Source organism: Citrobacter sp. R56 (assembly GCF_016811995.1).
Classification (GTDB): Bacteria; Pseudomonadota; Gammaproteobacteria; order Enterobacterales; family Enterobacteriaceae; genus Citrobacter_D; species Citrobacter_D enshiensis.
In genome coordinates, this window is the sequence record NZ_CP069159.1 from 157553 (window position 1) to 176790 (window position 19238).

Annotated in this window: 15 protein-coding genes, 1 tRNA gene and 1 other RNA gene; 12 read left to right on the top strand and 5 right to left on the bottom strand. The window is 52.3% G+C overall.

The genetic code is table 11. The annotated features are described in order from the left end of the window. The first annotated feature begins 122 nt into the window (after positions 1–122). From JM656_RS00755 to JM656_RS00805, 11 genes are all read left to right on the top strand, one after another. The gene (locus JM656_RS00755) at positions 123–827 is read left to right on the top strand and encodes an autotransporter outer membrane beta-barrel domain-containing protein (RefSeq protein WP_203359629.1); all 705 of its coding nucleotides are present in this window, start codon (positions 123–125) and stop codon (positions 825–827) included. A 253-nt stretch (positions 828–1080) separates the two neighbouring features. Further along, positions 1081–2283: an MFS transporter gene (locus JM656_RS00760; RefSeq protein ID WP_203359630.1), complete on the top strand. Its 1203-nt coding sequence runs from the start codon at positions 1081–1083 to the stop codon at positions 2281–2283. 277 nt (positions 2284–2560) lie between these two features. Continuing rightward, positions 2561–4252 (top strand): kdo(2)-lipid A phosphoethanolamine 7''-transferase, encoded by a 1692-nt coding sequence (gene eptB / locus JM656_RS00765; protein ID WP_203359631.1) that lies wholly within the window; start codon positions 2561–2563, stop codon positions 4250–4252. Between the two features lie 91 nt (positions 4253–4343). After that, a tRNA-Pro gene (locus JM656_RS00770) sits at positions 4344–4420 on the top strand. A 32-nt stretch (positions 4421–4452) separates the two neighbouring features. After that, positions 4453–4585: non-coding RNA, RtT sRNA (locus JM656_RS00775), on the top strand. A gap of 734 nt (positions 4586–5319) precedes the next feature. Next, positions 5320–6927, top strand: coding sequence for a dipeptide ABC transporter periplasmic-binding protein DppA (gene dppA / locus JM656_RS00780; protein WP_203359632.1), 1608 nt, complete (start codon positions 5320–5322; stop codon positions 6925–6927). Positions 6928–7088: 161 nt separating this feature from the next. Continuing rightward, a complete protein-coding gene (dppB, locus tag JM656_RS00785) occupies positions 7089–8108 on the top strand; it encodes a dipeptide ABC transporter permease DppB (protein ID WP_192614156.1) in 1020 nt (339 codons plus the stop codon). Between the two features lie 9 nt (positions 8109–8117). After that, positions 8118–9020 carry a dipeptide ABC transporter permease DppC gene (gene dppC / locus JM656_RS00790; protein ID WP_203359633.1) on the top strand — a complete coding sequence of 301 codons (903 nt, stop codon included), beginning with the start codon at positions 8118–8120 and terminating at the stop codon, positions 9018–9020. Positions 9021–9030: 10 nt separating this feature from the next. Next, positions 9031–10014, top strand: coding sequence for a dipeptide ABC transporter ATP-binding protein (gene dppD / locus JM656_RS00795; RefSeq protein WP_203359634.1), 984 nt, complete (start codon positions 9031–9033; stop codon positions 10012–10014). Further along, positions 10011–11015 (top strand): dipeptide ABC transporter ATP-binding subunit DppF, encoded by a 1005-nt coding sequence (dppF, locus tag JM656_RS00800; RefSeq protein WP_203359635.1) that lies wholly within the window; start codon positions 10011–10013, stop codon positions 11013–11015. Before dppD ends, dppF begins: the two co-directional genes overlap by 4 nt. Positions 11016–11195: 180 nt before the next feature. Continuing rightward, positions 11196–12410, top strand: coding sequence for a sigma-54-dependent Fis family transcriptional regulator (locus tag JM656_RS00805; RefSeq protein WP_203359636.1), 1215 nt, complete (start codon positions 11196–11198; stop codon positions 12408–12410). Between the two features lie 42 nt (positions 12411–12452). On the opposite strand, the gene JM656_RS00810 is transcribed toward JM656_RS00805, so the two are convergent. Beyond that, the gene (locus JM656_RS00810) at positions 12453–13751 is read right to left on the bottom strand and encodes an aromatic amino acid transport family protein (protein ID WP_203359637.1); all 1299 of its coding nucleotides are present in this window, start codon (positions 13749–13751) and stop codon (positions 12453–12455) included. 129 nt (positions 13752–13880) lie between these two features. After that, positions 13881–15077, bottom strand: a complete 1197-nt coding sequence (gene megL, locus JM656_RS00815; RefSeq protein WP_203359638.1) for a methionine gamma-lyase — start codon at positions 15075–15077, stop codon at positions 13881–13883. Between the two features lie 435 nt (positions 15078–15512). On the opposite strand from megL, the gene JM656_RS00820 reads away from it, so the two are divergent. Next, complete coding sequence (locus JM656_RS00820) at positions 15513–15620, top strand: type I toxin-antitoxin system toxin Ldr family protein (RefSeq protein WP_162382610.1); 108 nt, start codon at positions 15513–15515, stop codon at positions 15618–15620. 83 nt (positions 15621–15703) lie between these two features. Here JM656_RS00820 and bcsG read toward each other — a convergent pair whose 3' ends face one another. Genes bcsG through bcsE form a run of 3 tightly spaced genes read right to left on the bottom strand, consistent with a single transcriptional unit; the run spans position 15704 to position 19127 of the window. Beyond that, entirely contained in the window at positions 15704–17383 is a 1680-nt protein-coding gene (gene bcsG / locus JM656_RS00825; RefSeq protein WP_203359639.1) for a cellulose biosynthesis protein BcsG, read from the bottom strand. Then, the gene (gene bcsF, locus JM656_RS00830; RefSeq protein WP_192614165.1) at positions 17380–17571 is read right to left on the bottom strand and encodes a cellulose biosynthesis protein BcsF; all 192 of its coding nucleotides are present in this window, start codon (positions 17569–17571) and stop codon (positions 17380–17382) included. Before bcsF ends, bcsG begins: the two co-directional genes overlap by 4 nt. Further along, positions 17568–19127, bottom strand: coding sequence for a cellulose biosynthesis c-di-GMP-binding protein BcsE (gene bcsE, locus JM656_RS00835; RefSeq protein ID WP_203359640.1), 1560 nt, complete (start codon positions 19125–19127; stop codon positions 17568–17570). Before bcsE ends, bcsF begins: the two co-directional genes overlap by 4 nt. Positions 19128–19238: the final 111 nt, after the last annotated feature.

Consider the following 19238-nt stretch of genomic DNA (forward strand, 5'->3'; position numbering starts at 1 on the left):
ATTCGGCTCGCCTTGACGCGCCAGCTAAAAAGACAATATTTAATACAGGGCTAAGTTGCCCGATATCCTTCACACAATGACAATAATATCGCCGAATTCGGCTCTTCTCTGGAGTCGCGTTGATGATTATAAAAAAATGCAGTGGTCGCCGGGCGTTATGCGTGATGGCGAGCGTAGTAGTCTGTTCGTTTTACATCAACACAGCTTATGCCTGGCAACAAGAATATATCGTTGATGCCGTTTCGGGTCATACGACAGAACGTTATACATGGGATAGCGATCACCAACCAAGTTATAACGATATTCTGGCAGAACGTATTAGCGCTGCTCAGCATTCGCCTGGGCTGGTGGTCAGTCTGGCGGATGAATCGCCGGTAGAGTCGACCAGCGGTATGAGCATGGGCTGGAACATCCCCGTTTCGGAGCGGGTCACCACAGGGCCCATTGCCGCCCTGCATTACGACGGCTCGACTACCACGGCGTACAACGAATTTGGCGATAGCGTGACGACGCAAACGCTGACCGATCCCTTGTGGCATGCCAGTGTCAGTACGCTAGGCTGGCGAGTTAATTCGCAGTTCGGCGATGTGCGGCCCTGGGCGCAAATTAGCTACAACCAGCAATTCGGGGAAAATATCTGGAAAGCGCAATCGGGGTTGAGCCGTATGACAGCCACAAGCCAGGAGAGCAACTGGCTGGATGTGACCGTGGGCGCAGACATGTTGCTGAACCCTCATATGGCGGCCTATGCGGCGCTCTCGCAGGCAGAAAATAGCGCGAATACCAGTGACTATCTTTACACCATGGGGGTAAGTGCCAGATTTTGATCAATGCGGATACGTAATTAAAACAATTTATTCACATGGCGTATTCAATATTTACAACGTTCTCAGCGATAGTGTGTACTAACTGACTCAAAAAAAATCAGCACATCGCTTATTTGTCTCGTCATTCATTCCGCAATCCAGGCATTTCATTCCGTTCTGATGGCATTTCATGCCGTTTTTTCCCTGCATAAAAAGCACTTCGTTATTGTGGTCAGCAGTGAATGACTCCATTTGTTTATGCAGGAAGACGGCCATGAAAAATTCTGATTATCAGCGCACCCGTTGGTTAACGCTTATCGGCACCATCATTACACAATTTGCGTTAGGCTCTGTTTACACCTGGAGCCTGTTTAATGGCGCGCTTTCTGAAAAACTGAATGCGCCCGTCAGTCAGGTTGCGTTCTCATTCGGTCTGTTGAGCCTGGGTCTGGCGATCTCTTCTTCCGTTGCCGGGAAGCTTCAGGAACGTTTCGGCGTGAAACGCGTCACGATGGCTTCAGGGATTATGCTGGGCGTGGGGTTCTTCCTGACCGCTCACTCTGACAACCTGATCATGCTGTGGCTGAGTGCCGGTGTGTTGGTCGGTCTGGCGGATGGCGCAGGATACCTGTTAACCCTCTCCAACTGCGTGAAGTGGTTCCCGGAGCGCAAAGGTCTGATTTCTGCTTTTGCGATTGGGTCTTATGGTCTGGGCAGCCTGGGCTTCAAATTTATCGATAGCCATCTTCTGGCAAGCGTCGGTCTGGAAAAAACGTTCATGATTTGGGGCGCTATTGCGCTGGTGATGATTGTTTTTGGTGCCACGCTGATGAAAGACGCACCGAATCAGGAAGTTAAAGCGAAAAATGGCGTAATGGAGAACGACTACACGCTGGCGGAATCCATGCGTAAACCTCAGTACTGGATGCTGGCGGTGATGTTCCTGACAGCTTGCATGAGCGGTTTGTATGTCATTGGTGTGGCGAAAGATATTGCTCAGGGTCTGGTGCATATGGACGTTGCGACGGCGGCAAATGCAGTGACCGTCATCTCTATCGCCAACCTGTCTGGTCGTCTGGTTCTGGGTATTCTGTCTGACAAAATGTCCCGTATCCGGGTCATCACGATCGGTCAGGTCATTTCACTGGTTGGTATGGCGGCGCTGCTTTTCGCCCCGCTGAATGAGGTAACGTTCTTTGCAGCCATCGCCTGTGTCGCGTTTAACTTTGGCGGTACGATCACGGTGTACCCATCGCTGGTCAGCGAGTTCTTCGGCCTGAACAATCTGGCGAAAAACTACGGTGTAATTTACTTAGGCTTTGGTATCGGCAGTATCTGCGGTTCGCTGATAGCGTCTCTGTTCGGTGGGTTTTACGTTACCTTCTGCGTTATCTTCGCGTTGTTGATTATCTCTCTGGCGCTCTCCACGACGATTCGCCAGCCGAAACAAGAACGACTCGAAGCGGTGCATGCGTAACCCTCACATCTGATAAACACGTTGAAAAGGCCAGTGTAATGACTGGCCTTTTTTCGTATTCCCCGCCTGCCATCACTGATAATTTGTGCATTGATTCTTGCATTTTTGTAAATCTATGCTTTGATCACACACTTTGTAGACACTTTTTCCTCTTCTTGTGGTCTACTTAGCCGCGCTTGTAGATTGTCCTGATACTACTACTTCCGCATTTTCACCTGTCCGGTCTGTTTGACCGTTGCGCAGGCAGTTTTAATCCCGACTCCCAGGGTTTGTTTGCATGAGATACATTAAGTCGATAACGCAGCAAAGGCTTAGCTTCTTGCTGGCGCTTTATATCGGTCTGTTTATGAATTGTGCTGTATTTTACCGTCGCTTCGGTAGCTACGCGCAAGAATTTACCGTCTGGAAAGGACTCTCTGCGGCTGTCGAGTTGGCGGGCACTGTTCTCGTCACGTTCTTTTTGTTACGCCTTCTCTCGCTGTTTGGCCGACGAGCCTGGCGTGTACTGACCACGCTGGTCGTGCTCTTTTCCGCTGGCGCCAGTTATTACATGACCTTCCTGAATGTGGTCATCGGCTACGGCATTGTGGCCTCTGTCATGACTACCGATATTGATTTATCGAAAGAGGTTGTGGGGCTGCATTTCATTCTATGGTTAGTGGCGGTGAGCATCCTGCCGCTGTTTTTTATCTGGAGCAACCGCTGCCGCTACACGCTACTGCGCCAGTTGCGCACGCCGGGTCTGCGCGTTCGCAGCGTGGCCGTTGTCGTGCTTTCCGGGGTGATGGTCTGGGCGCCGATTCGTTTGCTTGACGTACAGCAGAAGAAAGTTGAGCGGGCGACGGGGGTCGATTTACCCAGTTATGGCGGCGTGGTGGCAAACTCTTACCTGCCATCAAACTGGTTATCCGCGTTGGGTCTGTACGCCTGGGCGCAGGTGGATGAATCCTCCGATAATAAGTCGTTAATGAACCCTGCCAAGAAATTCACCTACGTTGCGCCAAAAGACATTGATGATACGTATGTGGTGTTCATCATTGGCGAAACGACGCGCTGGGATCACATGGGTATTTTCGGCTATGAACGAAATACCACGCCGAAGCTGGCTCAGGAGAAAAACCTGGCGGCATTCCGTGGTTACTCATGCGACACCGCGACAAAACTCTCCCTGCGTTGCATGTTCGTGCGTCAGGGCGGGGCGGAAGATAATCCGCAACGTACGTTGAAAGAGCAGAACATTTTTGCGGTGCTTAAGCAGTTAGGTTTCAGCTCAGATCTGTATGCGATGCAGAGTGAGATGTGGTTCTACAGCAACACGATGGCCGATAATATCGCCTATCGTGAGCAGATTGGCGCCGAGCCGCGCAACCGTGGCAAGACTGTCGATGACATGCTGTTGGTTGAAGAAATGCAGCAGTCATTAAAGCGCAATACTGATGGTAAGCATTTGATTATTCTGCATACCAAAGGGTCGCACTTTAACTATACCCAGCGCTATCCGCGTAGCTATGCGCAATGGACGCCGGAGTGTGTCGGAGTGGATAACGGCTGTACCAGAGCCCAGATGATCAACTCTTACGATAACTCGGTGACTTACGTCGACCATTTTATTACCAGCGTTTTTGACCAGCTGCGCGATAAGAAAGCCATCGTGTTCTATGCTGCGGATCATGGCGAGTCGATCAATGAGCGTGAGCATCTGCACGGTACGCCGCGTAATATGGCGCCGCCAGAGCAGTTCCGCGTGCCTATGCTGGTCTGGATGTCCGACAAGTATCTTGAGAATCCGCAACATGCGCAGATGTTTGCTCAGTTGAAGCAGGAAGCCGAAATGAAGGTGCCGCGTCGTCATGTTGAACTCTACGACACCATTATGGGTTGCCTCGGCTTTACCTCGCCAGATGGCGGAATCAATGAGAACAGTAACTGGTGCCGTATTCCTGAAGCGGGGAAAGCTGCAGCGAACTAACCGCGCTGCTGACTTTCTCGCCTATTAGATGGCATTTTGATACTAAGGGATTGACGGGCGCGCACCTCAGCAGTAATATGCGCCCCGCATTCGGTGATTGGCGCAGCCTGGTAGCGCACTTCGTTCGGGACGAAGGGGTCGGAGGTTCGAATCCTCTATCACCGACCAAATTCAAAAAGCCTGCTCTTGAGCAGGCTTTTTTGCATCTAAAGCCAGTGAGGATGAGAACCTCCGGGGGAAGAGGTTCGAGCCGAGCGAAGCGAGACAACGTTGCGTCAGCAACGGCCCGCTGGGCGAGCCATGCAGTGGCGAGTAATCCTCTATCACCGACCAAATTCAAAAAGCCTGCTCTTGAGCAGGCTTTTTTGCATTCGTAGGCCTGATAAGCGAAGTGTCATCAGGCAAAAACATCACATCGTACCCGGCATTGCCGGATGGCGGCGCAAGCGCCTTATCCGGCCTACGGGCGAAGCGTCATCAGGCAATTCCCTGCCTGTGACTGATCTGCACCACTGCGACCAAAAACGTGCCCCAATTCGCTCTGTGTGTTAACGATTTTGTGACATATTCCATTGTCTTTTTTGATATGTGCTTGAATCTTTTTTGGGTGTTACTTATGACTGAACCCAGCATTTTCCGCTGTGCGCTTTAACGTTCATGATATTAATCGCTCAGATATGCAGCATCTCGTCAGAAATTTTTCATAATATGCACAAACGTTAACCACCAAATGTTGCGAAGTATGAAGAGATTAATTCTGGCGTTGTCCGCGTAGCACAAATTTCTCTGCTGAAAATAGTGGTCCGAAGTTTTTTTAATCTTTGTTTGTGAATTCTCACCATTGTTGTAAATCGTGGTTAGCTGTATTGACGTTTTCACATTCTGTTGACAGATTGTAGGGCATGAGGGGCATTTCATGGAGAATCCGCACTGCAACTCAGTCGTTTATGTGAACGGAATCCCCATCCTCTTAACGCCGACCCGGCCGGGTAAAAAACAAAAAAGGCCAGGCGGTGCAGCCCACTGCAAAGGGTAAAACAACAAAACATCACAATTGGAGCAGAAGAATGAGTATTTCCTTGAAGAAGTCAGGGATGCTGAAGCTTGGTCTGAGCCTTGTGGCTATGACTGTCGCAGCAAGTGTACAGGCTAAAACTCTGGTTTATTGTTCAGAAGGATCTCCTGAAGGGTTCAACCCGCAGTTGTTCACCTCTGGCACAACCTATGACGCCAGCTCAGTACCTATCTATAACCGTCTGGTAGAATTTAAAATCGGAACTACCGAAGTCATTCCTGGCCTTGCTGAAAAGTGGGAAGTCAGCGAAGACGGTAAAACCTATACCTTCCATTTGCGCAAAGGCGTGAAGTGGCAGGACAACAAAGAATTTAAACCGACGCGTGACTTTAATGCTGATGACGTCGTGTTCTCCTTCGATCGTCAGAAAAATGCACAGAACCCTTACCACAAAGTCTCTGGCGGCAGCTATGAATACTTTGAAGGGATGGGGCTGCCTGACCTGATTAGCGAAGTGAAGAAAGTCGACGACAGTACCGTTCAGTTCGTGCTGACGCGTCCGGAAGCGCCGTTCCTTGCTGACCTGGCAATGGACTTCGCCTCTATTCTTTCCAAAGAATATGCAGACAACATGCTGAAAGCCGGTTCGCCGGAAAAAGTCGACCTGAACCCAATCGGTACCGGTCCGTTCCAGCTGCTGCAGTACCAGAAAGACTCTCGTATTCTCTACAAAGCGTTCCCGGGCTACTGGGGCACCAAGCCGCAGATCGATCGTCTGGTTTTCTCCATCACGCCTGACGCCTCTGTGCGTTACGCCAAACTGCAGAAGAACGAATGCCAGGTGATGCCGTACCCGAATCCGGCGGACATCGCGCGCATGAAGCAGGATAAAAGCATCAACCTGATGGAGCAGGCGGGTCTGAACGTCGGCTATCTCTCCTTCAACACCGAGAAGAAACCGTTTGATGATGTGAAAGTTCGTCAGGCGCTGACCTATGCGGTAAACAAAGACGCGATCATTAAAGCGGTGTACCAGGGGGCTGGCGTTGCGGCGAAGAACCTGATCCCGCCAACCATGTGGGGCTATAACGACGACGTTAAAGACTACAGCTATGACCCGGAAAAAGCCAAAGTGCTGCTGAAAGAAGCCGGTCAGGATAAAGGCTTTACTGTAGAGCTGTGGGCAATGCCAGTACAACGTCCGTACAACCCGAACGCTCGCCGTATGGCCGAGATGGTTCAGGCCGACTGGGCGAAGATTGGCGTTCAGGCCAAGATCGTGACCTACGAGTGGGGCGAGTATCTGAAACGCGCCAAAGCGGGTGAACACCAGGCAGTAATGATGGGCTGGACCGGCGACAACGGGGATCCGGATAACTTCTTCGCCACCCTGTTCAGCTGCGCCGCGGCGAAAGACGGTTCCAACTATTCTCGCTGGTGCTACAAGCCGTTTGAAGACCTGATTCAACCGGCACGCGCGACCGACGACCACAACAAGCGTATTGAGCTCTACAAGCAGGCTCAGGTAGTGATGCATGACCAGGCACCTGCGCTGATCGTTGCTCACTCCACCGTGTATGAGCCAGTGCGTAAAGAAGTTAAAGGCTATGTGGTTGATCCATTAGGCAAACACCACTTCGAAAATGTCTCTGTCGAATAATTAAAAGCAACGCCGGGAGGCGCTACGCACCGTTAAGTCGGTCCGCGTACCGCCCCCGGCAGTAATGCTTTATCTCCTTCTCGCATGAGGGGGAGATAAGATTTGTGAGCAATACAGACGCACTGTCACCAGGCGGCGCGTCATTAGAGAGAATCCGGGTTATGTTGCAGTTCATTCTCCGACGTTTGGGACTCGTCATCCCCACGTTTATCGGTATCACTCTTCTCACCTTTGCCTTCGTTCATATGATCCCTGGCGATCCGGTGATGATCATGGCGGGTGAGCGTGGTATCTCCCCTGAGCGTCACGCTCAATTGCTGGCAGAACTCGGTCTTGATAAACCGATGTGGCAGCAGTACCTCCATTACATTTGGGGGGTTATGCATGGTGATTTGGGCATCTCACTGAAAAGCCGCTTACCGGTGTGGGAAGAGTTCGTCCCTCGCTTTAAAGCGACGCTGGAGCTGGGTGTCTGCGCCATGATTTTCGCGACCGCGGTCGGAATTCCGGTCGGGGTACTCGCCGCCGTCAAGCGCGGTTCCATTTTTGATCACACCGCCGTTGGCCTTGCGCTGACCGGTTACTCCATGCCTATCTTTTGGTGGGGCATGATGCTGATTATGTTGGTTTCCGTGCACTGGAACCTGACGCCGGTTTCCGGGCGGGTGAGCGATATGGTGTTCCTTGACGACACCAATCCGTTGACCGGCTTTATGCTGATCGACACGGCCATCTGGGGTGAAGAGGGCAACTTTATTGATGCGCTGGCGCATATGGTCCTGCCTGCCATGGTGCTTGGCACCATCCCACTGGCGGTGATTGTGCGTATGACACGTTCCTCGATGCTGGAAGTGCTGGGTGAGGATTACATCCGTACCGCGCGCGCCAAAGGGCTCACCAGAATGCGCGTGATCGTCATTCACGCCCTGCGTAACGCAATGCTGCCTGTCGTGACCGTGATTGGTTTGCAGGTGGGGACGCTGCTGGCAGGGGCGATTCTGACCGAAACTATCTTCTCGTGGCCTGGACTTGGGCGCTGGCTGATTGATGCGTTGCAACGTCGTGATTATCCGGTGGTACAAGGCGGAGTGTTGCTGGTCGCGACGATGATTATTCTCGTCAACCTGCTGGTCGATCTGCTGTACGGCGTGGTGAACCCGCGTATTCGTCATAAGAAGTAAGGGGCCATCATGTCACAGGTTACTGAAAATAAAGTTATTGCTGCACCGGTGCCAATGACCCCGTTGCAGGAGTTCTGGCACTATTTTAAACGCAACAAGGGCGCCGTTGTCGGTCTGGTGTATGTCGTCATCATGATCCTGATTGCGGCTTTTGCAAACTTCCTCTCCCCCTATAATCCGGCAGATCAGTTCCGTGATGTGCTGCTGGCACCGCCTGCATGGCAGGAAGGTGGCACGATGTCGCACCTGCTGGGGACTGACGATGTGGGCCGTGATGTGCTGTCACGTCTGATGTACGGCGCGCGTTTATCGCTGCTGGTCGGCTGTCTGGTGGTGGTGTTGTCGCTGATCATGGGCGTCGTGCTGGGACTGGTGGCGGGATACTTCGGCGGTATCGTCGATAACATCATTATGCGCGTGGTCGATATCATGCTGGCCTTGCCAAGCCTGCTGCTGGCGTTGGTATTGGTGGCGATTTTTGGCCCCTCAATTGGTAATGCCGCACTGGCGCTGACCTTCGTGGCGCTGCCGCACTACGTTCGTTTAACGCGCGCTGCGGTGCTGGTTGAGGTGAACCGCGATTACGTCACCGCGTCCCGCGTGGCAGGCGCTGGCGCGATGCGTCAGATGTTCGTCAATATATTCCCTAACTGCCTTGCGCCGCTGATCGTTCAGGCGTCGCTCGGTTTTTCTAACGCCATTCTCGATATGGCCGCCCTTGGCTTCCTAGGTATGGGCGCGCAGCCGCCAACGCCGGAGTGGGGCACCATGCTCTCCGACGTGTTGCAGTTCGCGCAAAGTGCCTGGTGGGTCGTGACCTTCCCGGGTCTGGCGATCCTGCTGACGGTGCTGGCATTTAACCTGATGGGTGACGGTCTGCGTGACGCGCTCGATCCCAAACTGAAGCAGTAAGAGGTTCGAGATGGCGTTATTAAATGTAGACAAATTATCGGTGCACTTCGGAGACGTTGGCACTGAGTTTCGCGCCGTAGACCGTATCAGCTATAGCGTAAATCAGGGTGAAGTGGTCGGTATTGTGGGTGAGTCCGGTTCGGGTAAATCGGTCAGTTCGCTGGCGATCATGGGACTGATTGATTATCCCGGTCGGGTGATGGCGGAAAAGCTGGAGTTTAATGGCCAGGATCTGAAGCGTATCTCCGAGAAAGAGCGCCGCAATCTGGTCGGCGCCGAAGTGGCGATGATATTCCAGGACCCGATGACCAGCCTTAACCCTTGTTACACCGTGGGTTTCCAGATTATGGAGGCCATCAAAGTGCATCAGGGCGGCAACAAGAAAACCCGCATTCAGCGTGCGATCGACCTGTTAAACCTGGTCGGTATTCCCGACCCGGCCTCGCGCCTGGATGTCTATCCGCACCAGTTGTCCGGTGGGATGAGCCAGCGTGTGATGATTGCGATGGCCATCGCCTGTCGGCCAAAGCTGCTGATTGCCGATGAACCGACCACCGCGCTGGATGTGACTATCCAGGCGCAAATCATCGAACTGCTGCTGGAACTGCAGCAGAAAGAGAACATGGCGTTGGTATTGATTACCCATGACCTCGCGCTGGTGGCGGAGGCTGCGCACAAAATCATTGTGATGTATGCCGGTCAGGTGGTGGAAACGGGCAATGCGCATGATATCTTCCGCGCCCCGCGACATCCGTATACTCAGGCGCTGTTACGCGCATTGCCTGAATTTGCGCAGGACAAGGCGCGGCTGGCCTCGCTGCCGGGTGTGGTGCCGGGAAAATATGACCGCCCGAACGGCTGTCTGCTGAATCCCCGCTGCCCGTATGCGACGGACAAATGCCGTGGCGAAGAGCCGGAACTGATGCAACTGGGTGAAGGTCGCCAGTCGAAATGCCACTACCCACTCGATGATGCCGGGAGGCCAACACTATGAGTACGCACGAGGCCACCTCGCAACAACCGCTGTTGCAGGCTATCGATCTGAAGAAATACTATCCGGTGAAAAAGGGGCTGTTCGCCCCTGAACGGCTGGTAAAAGCGCTGGATGGCGTTTCGTTTACCCTTGAGCGCGGTAAAACCCTGGCAGTGGTGGGGGAATCAGGCTGTGGGAAATCCACACTTGGTCGTCTGTTGACGATGATTGAAACCCCGACCGGCGGCGAGCTGTATTATCAGGGGCAGGATCTGCTCAAGCACGATCCGCAGGCGCAGAAACTGCGTCGGCAGAAAATCCAGATCGTGTTCCAGAACCCGTACGGTTCTCTGAACCCGCGTAAAAAAGTGGGACAGATTCTGGAAGAACCACTGCTCATCAATACCAGCTTAAACAAAGAACAACGTCGTGAAAAAGCGCTGGCGATGATGGCGAAAGTCGGTCTTAAAACCGAGCATTATGATCGCTATCCGCACATGTTCTCCGGCGGTCAGCGGCAGCGTATCGCCATTGCTCGCGGGCTGATGCTCGACCCGGATGTGGTGATTGCCGACGAACCGGTCTCCGCGCTGGACGTTTCCGTGCGCGCGCAGGTGCTGAACCTGATGATGGATTTGCAGCAGGAGTTGGGGCTCTCTTATGTCTTTATCTCGCACGACCTGTCGGTGGTGGAACACATTGCCGATGAAGTGATGGTGATGTATTTAGGCCGCTGCGTGGAGAAAGGGACGAAAGACCAGATCTTCAGCAATCCCCGCCATCCGTATACGCAGGCTCTGCTTTCCGCAACGCCGCGTCTGAACCCGGACGATCGTCGGGAGCGTATTAAACTGACCGGCGAACTGCCAAGCCCGCTGAATCCGCCGCCGGGGTGCGCCTTTAATGCGCGCTGTCGTCGTCGCTTCGGCCCCTGCACCCAGTTGCAGCCGCAGCTTAAAGACTACCGTGGTCAGCTGGTGGCCTGCTTCGCTGTTGATCAGGATGAAAACCCGCAGCAATAACTGCCGGGTATCCCCTAATAACCGGAGCCTTGTGCTCCGGTTTTTTTATATTTAATTTTTGAGTCCACAGTGTGAGTCCATTGGCAGAAGATTATTCCGCATAGGTTAGAATGTATGCAGAATTCGTAACGTCACAGAATTATCGGTTAAATCGCCGTTGCTGAATAAAATGGAGCAAACGTGGTCACGATACGCTGGGATATCAGAACAATCGATCGCCTGTCCATGGTTGAGGATGTCCTCAAGGAGTTTTCCTGCTGCGACATTAATATTATCTCAATGAAGGTAACGCCCGGCAGGATCCTGATTAAATCCTGGTGTCGCCATTTGCAGGATATTTCCAGCGTGCAGAAACGGTTATGCCAGCGCGCAGACATTATCAATGTTGCCTGGCTTTCCGAAGATATGACTGAGCGATCGTCGTCAGAACTGGCATGCCCGCGTTATTTCTCCGATATCATTTGCAGCAGCCCGGGCATGCAGTCGCTGATTGAAAAAGCGATAAAAATTGCCGACAGCAAATATACGGTATTGATCCGTGGTGAAACCGGAACCGGTAAGGAACTGCTGGCGCGCGCCATTCATAATTCCGGGCAACGTCGTTTTTATCCTTTTATCCCTGTGAACTGTTCCGCACTTCCTGAAACGCTGATGGAGAGTGAGTTTTTCGGCTATGAAAAAGGGGCATTCAGCGGTGCTGACAGCAAAGGGAAAAAAGGACTCTTCGAGATGGCGGACCACGGTACGCTTTTTCTGGATGAGTTCGGTGAAATGCCGTTGAATCTTCAGGTTAAATTGTTGCGTGTGTTGCAGGACGGTGGCATTCGCCGGGTGGGTGGTTCACACGTTATTCCGGTTAATGCGCGTATTATTGTCGCTACCAACGCTAACCTGGAAGAGATGGTTGAACTGCGCCAACTGCGTGCCGATCTTTATTATCGTATTAATGTCCTTTCGCTCACTATCCCTCCGCTTCGCGAGCGCCCGGAGGATATCGCCTTGCTGATCCGCCACTTTGTCCATAAATATGCAAAGGAATTTCAGCGGCGGCTTATTCTGGACAGAGCCTGTTTTTCGTTTTTACTTCGTCATCGCTGGCCGGGTAATGTCAGAGAACTGGAAAACGCTATTATCCGGCTGATGCTAATGTCTGAGTGTGATGTGATAACGACGGAGGATTTACGCCTGGTGAGCCTGCCGGTTGAAGAGTGCCCAAATATAACGCAGGGTACGGCATTCCCGTTTAAAGAGCAGGTTCAGCATGCTGAGCGTAAAATCATTGAGCAGATGGTCGGTGAGAACGTCTCGTCACGGGATATTGCAAAAGCGCTTGGCGTCTCGCATACCACCGTGCTGAATAAGATCCGTAGTTATCAACTTGAGGATGTTCATTAAGCGCCGCCACTCGCTGGAGCCACTGACGGCGCTTAACCTGAATTATTCAATCAGCTTCAATAGCGGTGAAAAGCACAGCAGGATCCCGTACAGCAAAATCAGCCAGGTTCGCAGGCCGCGCAGTTTTTCCAGTTGCTTGACTTTATAGATCAGGAAGAAAGGAATGATACAGGAAACAATACCATAGAGCGGGCTACCCAACTGGAAGAATACAAGTACCGAGACGCGGAAAGAGACCCAAATAACCAGTGTGATGACAATAAAAGTACAAATACCCAGGGTGAGCGTCAGTGGGCTAATTTTCTCAACGTTAATTACGCGACTCAGTAAATTAAGGATAATGCCTTTCATCGCTTCATGAAAGCCGAGATAAATACCAAAAAAGGCCGTCAGCACTGCGAAGATATTTAATATCGTAGAAGTGATATGAATAATTTTCCCCGGAATCACCTGCGCCGCCAGCGCCAGCGCGGAGATATTTTGCTCAAAAGCGGAAACGGCTTCTTCGTGGCTAATCGAAAACGTAAATGAGAAGGAGAAGAATAAAATAACCGCAATCAGAGTGATGTAGCTAATACGGTGTGTACGGATCGCCATTCGGGTTGCCATAACCCGGTCGGCCTCGCGTTTCCGGTAGGCGATATTCATAGGGTTTAGCACCTGAATAAATACCGCAGAGAAAAAGCAAAAAGGAACCGTCAGCAAAACGTCGCGGAAGAAGACCGATGCCTGTGGGAATGCCGTTATGTTACTGAAATTCCAGTGTGGAACCATGGCGAAACCAAACACGACAATGATGCCAACTTTCACCACGACCATCGGTCCTGAGATTTTAAACAGTAACTTTTCACCGCCGGAGGCAATGGCGACAAGGAGGGCAAAGATCGCCACTTTGTAGAGGATGGATTGCGAGAGGTCTGCATCGGTCAGACCAAATGTTTTAATATACGATGCGCTGTCAAATACAACGGATAACGAGTAGATAAAAATACCATGGATAATCATCAGGAAGTAAATTACTCCCAGAAATACACCCCAGTTTTTACCCAGATAGTGGCTGATAATATCGGTGTAATCGTTACAGGTTTCACTTTCAGATAATGTCTTTAAATAAATATCCTGCACAATATAGGTCGCAGGATAGGCAATAATAAAGGCGACGATAAATACCCATATTCCGGTCAAACCGATTTGCACGGGCATCAGGACGGTTCCCGCGCCAATGGCCATACCGATGCATAATAACACCCAGCCAAAATCATATTTTGTAAACGGTAATTTTTTTGAGGATGGCGTAATGGTTGTTTTATTGTTACTTAATTGTATTGTGTTGTCCTGCATAGAGCCCCCTGCCCAAAATACACATCATCCTCCGGGGTGCTTCATGGCGAAGGATGAGGCGTATAGCCAGGCTGTTTGTGCCTTGATTTCATCCCCCTGGACCGGTGATGTCGGCCCAGGGCGTCATGGTCAGAACGTTGCCTTTCTGATGGCATTTTCAAGGTCGTTAATAATATCTTCTGGATCTTCAAGACCCACAGAAAGACGGATAAGTCCGTCGGTAATACCTGCTTTTAGCCGCTCCTCTGGTGCAACAGGCGAATGTGTCATAGACGCAGGATGCTGAATGAGGGTTTCGGTATCACCGAGACTGACCGCGAGGAGGCACAATTCTACAGAATTGATCATTCGTCTGCCAGCCTCGATTCCGCCTGCAATTTCAAAGCTAATAATGCCGCCCGGCAGGCTCATTTGCCGCTTGCCAAGCTCGTACTGCGGGTGCGATGGCAACCCGGGATAGTAGACGCGTGTGATTGCCGGGTGATTTTCCAGAAAACGGGCAATTTTTAGCGCGTTTTCGCAGTGGCGTTCCATGCGGATGCCCAGCGTTTTAATCCCGCGGAGCGTGAGCCAGGCGTTGAAGGGGCTCATACAGCCGCCGGTGATATCTTTAAGACCGACAAAACGGGCCTGATCAATGAATGCCTGACTACCGACGATAACGCCGCCAATGACATCTCCATGGCCGTTAATGTATTTCGTGACGCTATGCACCACGATGTCCGCGCCCAGCAGCAGCGGTTTCTGGCAATACGGCGACATGAAGGTATTGTCCACGACCAGCAGCGCGCCATGCTGATGCACAATCCCGGCGACCGTTTCAATGTCGACCAGTGAGAGTGTTGGGTTGGCGGGCGTTTCGATATAGACAACCCGGGTTTCGGGGCGTATCGCTGCACGAATTTCATCGGGGTTGGCGGCATCGACAAAACTCACATTGATGCCGAACTTCGGCATGCTGTGCGACAGGAAGGCATGGGTGCAGCCATAAATCGCGCTGGCGGAAACGATATGGTCGCCTTGCTGGCACAGTGTAAGCAGCGTGGTGGTGATTGCCGAAATACCCGAGGCCGTTGCCAGCGCCGCTTCGCCTCTTTCGAGCACCGCCAGTTTTTTCTCCAGCGCATCGGTTGTCGGGTTGCCAAGGCGAGTGTAAATGTACCCGGACTCTTCGAGAGCAAAGCGGGCGGCGCCTTGCTCGGCGCTGTCAAAAACAAATGTTGAGGTCTGGAAAATAGGTGTACTGAGCGCACCTGTGGAAGGATCGGGTTGTTGGCCCGCGTGAACGATCTGGGTGTTGAATCCGTAAGTACGACAGTCAGTCATGATATCTCCTTTGATTCGAAACAAAACAGCTCATACTCATATAGCAATCGCTGTGCCATGAAAGGAGTTCTTTAATATCAGTGTATTAGTGGATTATATGCCGGGGTGGGTGTCAGGAAAGTTGCCAACTGGCAAGAATCTTTCCAGTGGTGGAGTGACCGTTCGTCATGAAAATCCCGTAAATGCGAGGCGTCACGCAGTGTGGGGAGCGCGGGATGATAAGAAGTGGGGGTTGCCGTAGAATCCGCGATAAGCCGGGTTTACCCGGTGAGGCGCAATGTTGCGGGGGCTTGATCCCCGGCGGCATCGGTTGCTGGAAAGAGAAAACCCCCGCACGTTGTTCGGTATAAACCTGGCAACAAAACGGGGGCTAACTTGAACCTGAACAACTCAAGGATAGCCGTGAACAGTTGCCATTGCAACACAGGCGGCTCTATGACGCTCATGCAGTTGGGCACGGCCTTCTGGCACGATCTGGCGGCTCCGATCATCGCTGGCATTATTGTCAGCCTGGTAGTGAACTGGCTACGTCACCGGAAGTAATGTGCCTTGTGGGTGTCTGCCTGCCGTGATGGCAACATGCGCCCGAACCAGGCCGCAGGGGAGACTCTGCGGCCTTTTTCGGTTTACTGCGGATAAGGAACCCAGTCGCCGCCATTCAGGCGCACATACGGTTTACCCTGATACTGAATGACCACCGCGTTGGCGTTCTCGGAGACCGGCGCAGTCTGCGGCAGTCCACCCGTCAACTGGTTCCAGTTAACGTTGTCTTCTGTAAACAGCTTCCCGTCAAGCGCACGCACCACCAGTTCGGAGATCGCCTGGTAGCTGCTCGGCTGGTTTATATCGATCGGCGCACCCTGGTGAGGGGCTTTCATACCGAAGAATTTCACCGCAGCCGGTACGTTGGTAATGGAAGGGCTCGGGATATCACGCAGACCGGAGACCTGCATTCTGTCGCCCTTCAGCGCACCGCCGTGTTCCGGCACCATCACTACCATTACTTTACGGCCAGATTTTTCCAGCTCAGTGAAGAAGGCATCCATCTCATCGAACAGTTTTTGGGCGCGAACTTTGTAATCCGCCGTTTTGCTGACGCCAGGGAAGTGGTTTCCGTCGTGCAGCGGCAGGGTGTTGTAAAACGTCGCGCTCCGTGAGTTTTGATCTTTCTCGGTGGTTTCGAGCCAACGATCGAGAACTGCGGTATCGTCATAAACCGGGGAGCCATCAAAGCCCAGAAGGGTGACAGGCAGACCTTTCTGGTCCATAAGCTCGCTCTGCATACCGCCATTCTCACGAACTTCTTTCAGGAAGCCGCCAAATTCGCCGTTATGCCCCATCATCAGGTGTTGTGTGAAACCCAACTTCGACAAATTATCGAACAGGTAGCAGTCATTACCCGCGGGTTGATACAAGTTCGTATGCGAAGGCTGACCGCAGCTGGCGCGCAGCAGGCGAATTGCCGCCGGGCCGCTGTAAGAAGTCGCGGAGTTAAAGTGTTTGAACAGAATGTCGAAATGCGCCCACAGCGGATGCGACGCCAGTCCTGCGGCTTCAACATCAGACCAGGAGAGCGAACAGATGTTGATCACCAACAGTTCGAACGGTTGAGCATCTGCAGGAAGTGAGCTCGGGAACGGCGTTTTCCGTTTCGATTCGGCATTGTAGAAGGTATTCAGCCAGGCACTCAGATTCGCGGTGGTTGGCGGCGCCGTCTGGGCCGGAATATCACCCACGACTGGCGTATCGCCCGCAGTGGCTACGGTCGCTGCCGCCGAGCCGCCGGTAGTCGTGACCGTACTGGTGGGTTGACCTGCTGGCCACAGAGAGAAGTTCGGCCCCGCCAGCGTCAGTACGTTAAGCCAAACGAGGATCGCGACGACGAAAACTGTCACCCGAATCCACTGCGACAGGAACAGCCAGGCGATCAGCAGAACGAATATCGCGCCGATCATCTGCCAGTTGATAAAACGGGTCACCAGATCGAGCATATAGTCGGCACTAAATCCGGCAACCTGCGAACCCTGGCTCATAATGCTTTCCGGGCCAGGTAGCCAAGTGTCATGCCAGAAAAGCGCAAAACCAATCGGAATAGCAATCCAGTGGCGAATGCGATGCAAACTGTACCTTGGTATTGGCATGAGCAAAAAGGCCATGAATACCAGGTTCTGTAATGGGTGGAAATTGAGATAGCCAGCCCAAAGCAGACCGAATTTCACCAGGAAGTAAAAATTCCAGCCAGAAAGCCCACGCCAGTATTGCCATAACGGCGAAGGCATTGATGAGGATTGAGTATACTGAGTCATTTGTTGTCTGCCTTGACTTTCGAAGCGCGGCGCAAGGTTCCGGCTGGTTTTACATAGCGAGGTTTGGCAAATAAAAGCCGGGCTGTGTCCCGAATACGGCGAAGCGAATGGCGTGCCAGATAGCCCAGCGGGAAGAAAATCAGTGCGCAGAAGACAATGATTTGAATGATATCATTGATATTCATCATGATGTTCGCTCCACGGCATCATCCTGCAGTCGCAATGGTTTCGGAATACGCCGCCAGACTCGCCCATCGTGTTCAGCGTTCAGTACGGGGTTCGGCCCTTGTGTTAGCGGCAGCGGTTTGCCCCACATCTCTGGCGACAGTAAGCGCATTTGCACCAGTTCGGCGCTGATCAGGCTGTCTTCGAACCAGACCATACGGTTGGAGAAAATATCGCCTGTCGGCAGCGGGAAAATATGGTTCAACGCGGTGTCCAAATCATTAACCCGGCAGAACGACAGAAACAGCACCAGACGATTGCCGCCAATGGTCATGATGTCGCCGGTACGGTTGGGACGGCATAATGTGAGCGCCTGCTCGACACGGATGCCGGGTACTGGTCGCAACGCCACCATGACGCCTTTCCCATCTGCGGGAAGCAGCGTATTAGCCATCATGTTATGCACTGCTTCGCAGAAGACATCCCATTTTTGAAAGCCACGCAGTTTTAGCGGTTGTGTCATGGAGAGAAGCGTGGTGATGTCTTCCGGTACATAACGGCTAAATTGTTGCCCCTGAACGCTTTCAATTAACGTCAGGCAGCGGGAGAGCGGTGCATTCCACGGGACGACCATGTTGGCGCCGCAGCCTAATAGCAGACGTTCGTCGGTGGCGCGTAAACTGGCGGTGTTTTCCCGCACAATGATTTTCAGCGCGCTGCCTCGCTGGCGACGCAGCGTGTGAATGCTGCGTGCCATCGGTTCGATCTGGCTATTCTGGGCCAGAGAGAAAATGATTGTCGCCGCCTGAGCGGTACGCGCTTCGTTGAATAAGGTTTCGTTATTGTCGAAAAGCATCCAGTGCTCAGAGAGCGGAGGAGCGCCTTCGAGTACGGCAACGTTGCTGAGGATCCGTTTTTCATCGCTACGGGGCTGGATCGCCGCTTCTTCCTGCTGAGCCAGTTCCCAGCGATTATCCTGATGGCGCAAGGTGAGTTGCTGACGTGCGCTGACCCCTTTTTCATTGCACCAGAATGCGATATCGAACAGATGCTGATCGCCTTGAAAACGCAAACTGGCGAGACCGAAAAGTGAGCGATATTCTCCCATCAACAATGATGACTGTTTGTCATTATTGCTCCCAGGGTTAATGACCAGCAGTGAACAGTGATGGCGTTGGGTCCATTTATTCATTTTTTCCAGCCACTGACGCAACCGCTCGGAGGATATATTTTGCCACGCGTTATTTGCGCAAATAAGGATGAAAAGATAATGAGTGGGTTGGAGGGAACAAAGTAAATCGCGGGGCAAGGAGTATAGTCCCTTTTCAGAGTTCGGCATGGAAAATAACTGAATTTTTTCCGGGCCGTGAGCCTCATCTAATTTGACCGATTTTTCCAGATCGTTCCCCATGCAAATGACCGCGACTTTCGCGTTGCCCGTTTGAGATGCAATCGTTTGATTCACCATGCTGAGGGCGTCTTCATTGCGATCAGCGTTAAGCCACCAGACACCGCCGGCTGGCATATGGCGCAGTTCATCCCATAATGATGAGATACCGATAGAAAATACGGGGTCCACAGTGTCCCTCTTGTCACTATTTTATCTGCTTATCAGTTTACTAGCGAAAGCACAGAAATAAACCTAACATTGAAATTAAAACGCATCAGATTTAGCATGTAAATCCATCCG

What these genes read in the sequence shown, in the direction of transcription:
- dppB (WP_192614156.1), top strand. Translation starts at nt 7,089, where the DNA reads ATGTTGCAGTTCATTCTCCGACGTTTGGGACTCGTCATCCCCACGTTT.
- JM656_RS00820 (WP_162382610.1), top strand. Translation starts at nt 15,513, where the DNA reads ATGACGCTCATGCAGTTGGGCACGGCCTTCTGGCACGATCTGGCGGCT.
- megL (WP_203359638.1), bottom strand. Translation starts at nt 15,077, where the DNA reads ATGACTGACTGTCGTACTTACGGATTCAACACCCAGATCGTTCACGCG.
- JM656_RS00810 (WP_203359637.1), bottom strand. Translation starts at nt 13,751, where the DNA reads ATGCAGGACAACACAATACAATTAAGTAACAATAAAACAACCATTACG.
- dppF (WP_203359635.1), top strand. Translation starts at nt 10,011, where the DNA reads ATGAGTACGCACGAGGCCACCTCGCAACAACCGCTGTTGCAGGCTATC.
- bcsF (WP_192614165.1), bottom strand. Translation starts at nt 17,571, where the DNA reads ATGATGAATATCAATGATATCATTCAAATCATTGTCTTCTGCGCACTG.
- JM656_RS00755 (WP_203359629.1), top strand. Translation starts at nt 123, where the DNA reads ATGATTATAAAAAAATGCAGTGGTCGCCGGGCGTTATGCGTGATGGCG.
- dppA (WP_203359632.1), top strand. Translation starts at nt 5,320, where the DNA reads ATGAGTATTTCCTTGAAGAAGTCAGGGATGCTGAAGCTTGGTCTGAGC.
- dppD (WP_203359634.1), top strand. Translation starts at nt 9,031, where the DNA reads ATGGCGTTATTAAATGTAGACAAATTATCGGTGCACTTCGGAGACGTT.
- bcsG (WP_203359639.1), bottom strand. Translation starts at nt 17,383, where the DNA reads ATGACTCAGTATACTCAATCCTCATCAATGCCTTCGCCGTTATGGCAA.
- eptB (WP_203359631.1), top strand. Translation starts at nt 2,561, where the DNA reads ATGAGATACATTAAGTCGATAACGCAGCAAAGGCTTAGCTTCTTGCTG.
- dppC (WP_203359633.1), top strand. Translation starts at nt 8,118, where the DNA reads ATGTCACAGGTTACTGAAAATAAAGTTATTGCTGCACCGGTGCCAATG.
- JM656_RS00760 (WP_203359630.1), top strand. Translation starts at nt 1,081, where the DNA reads ATGAAAAATTCTGATTATCAGCGCACCCGTTGGTTAACGCTTATCGGC.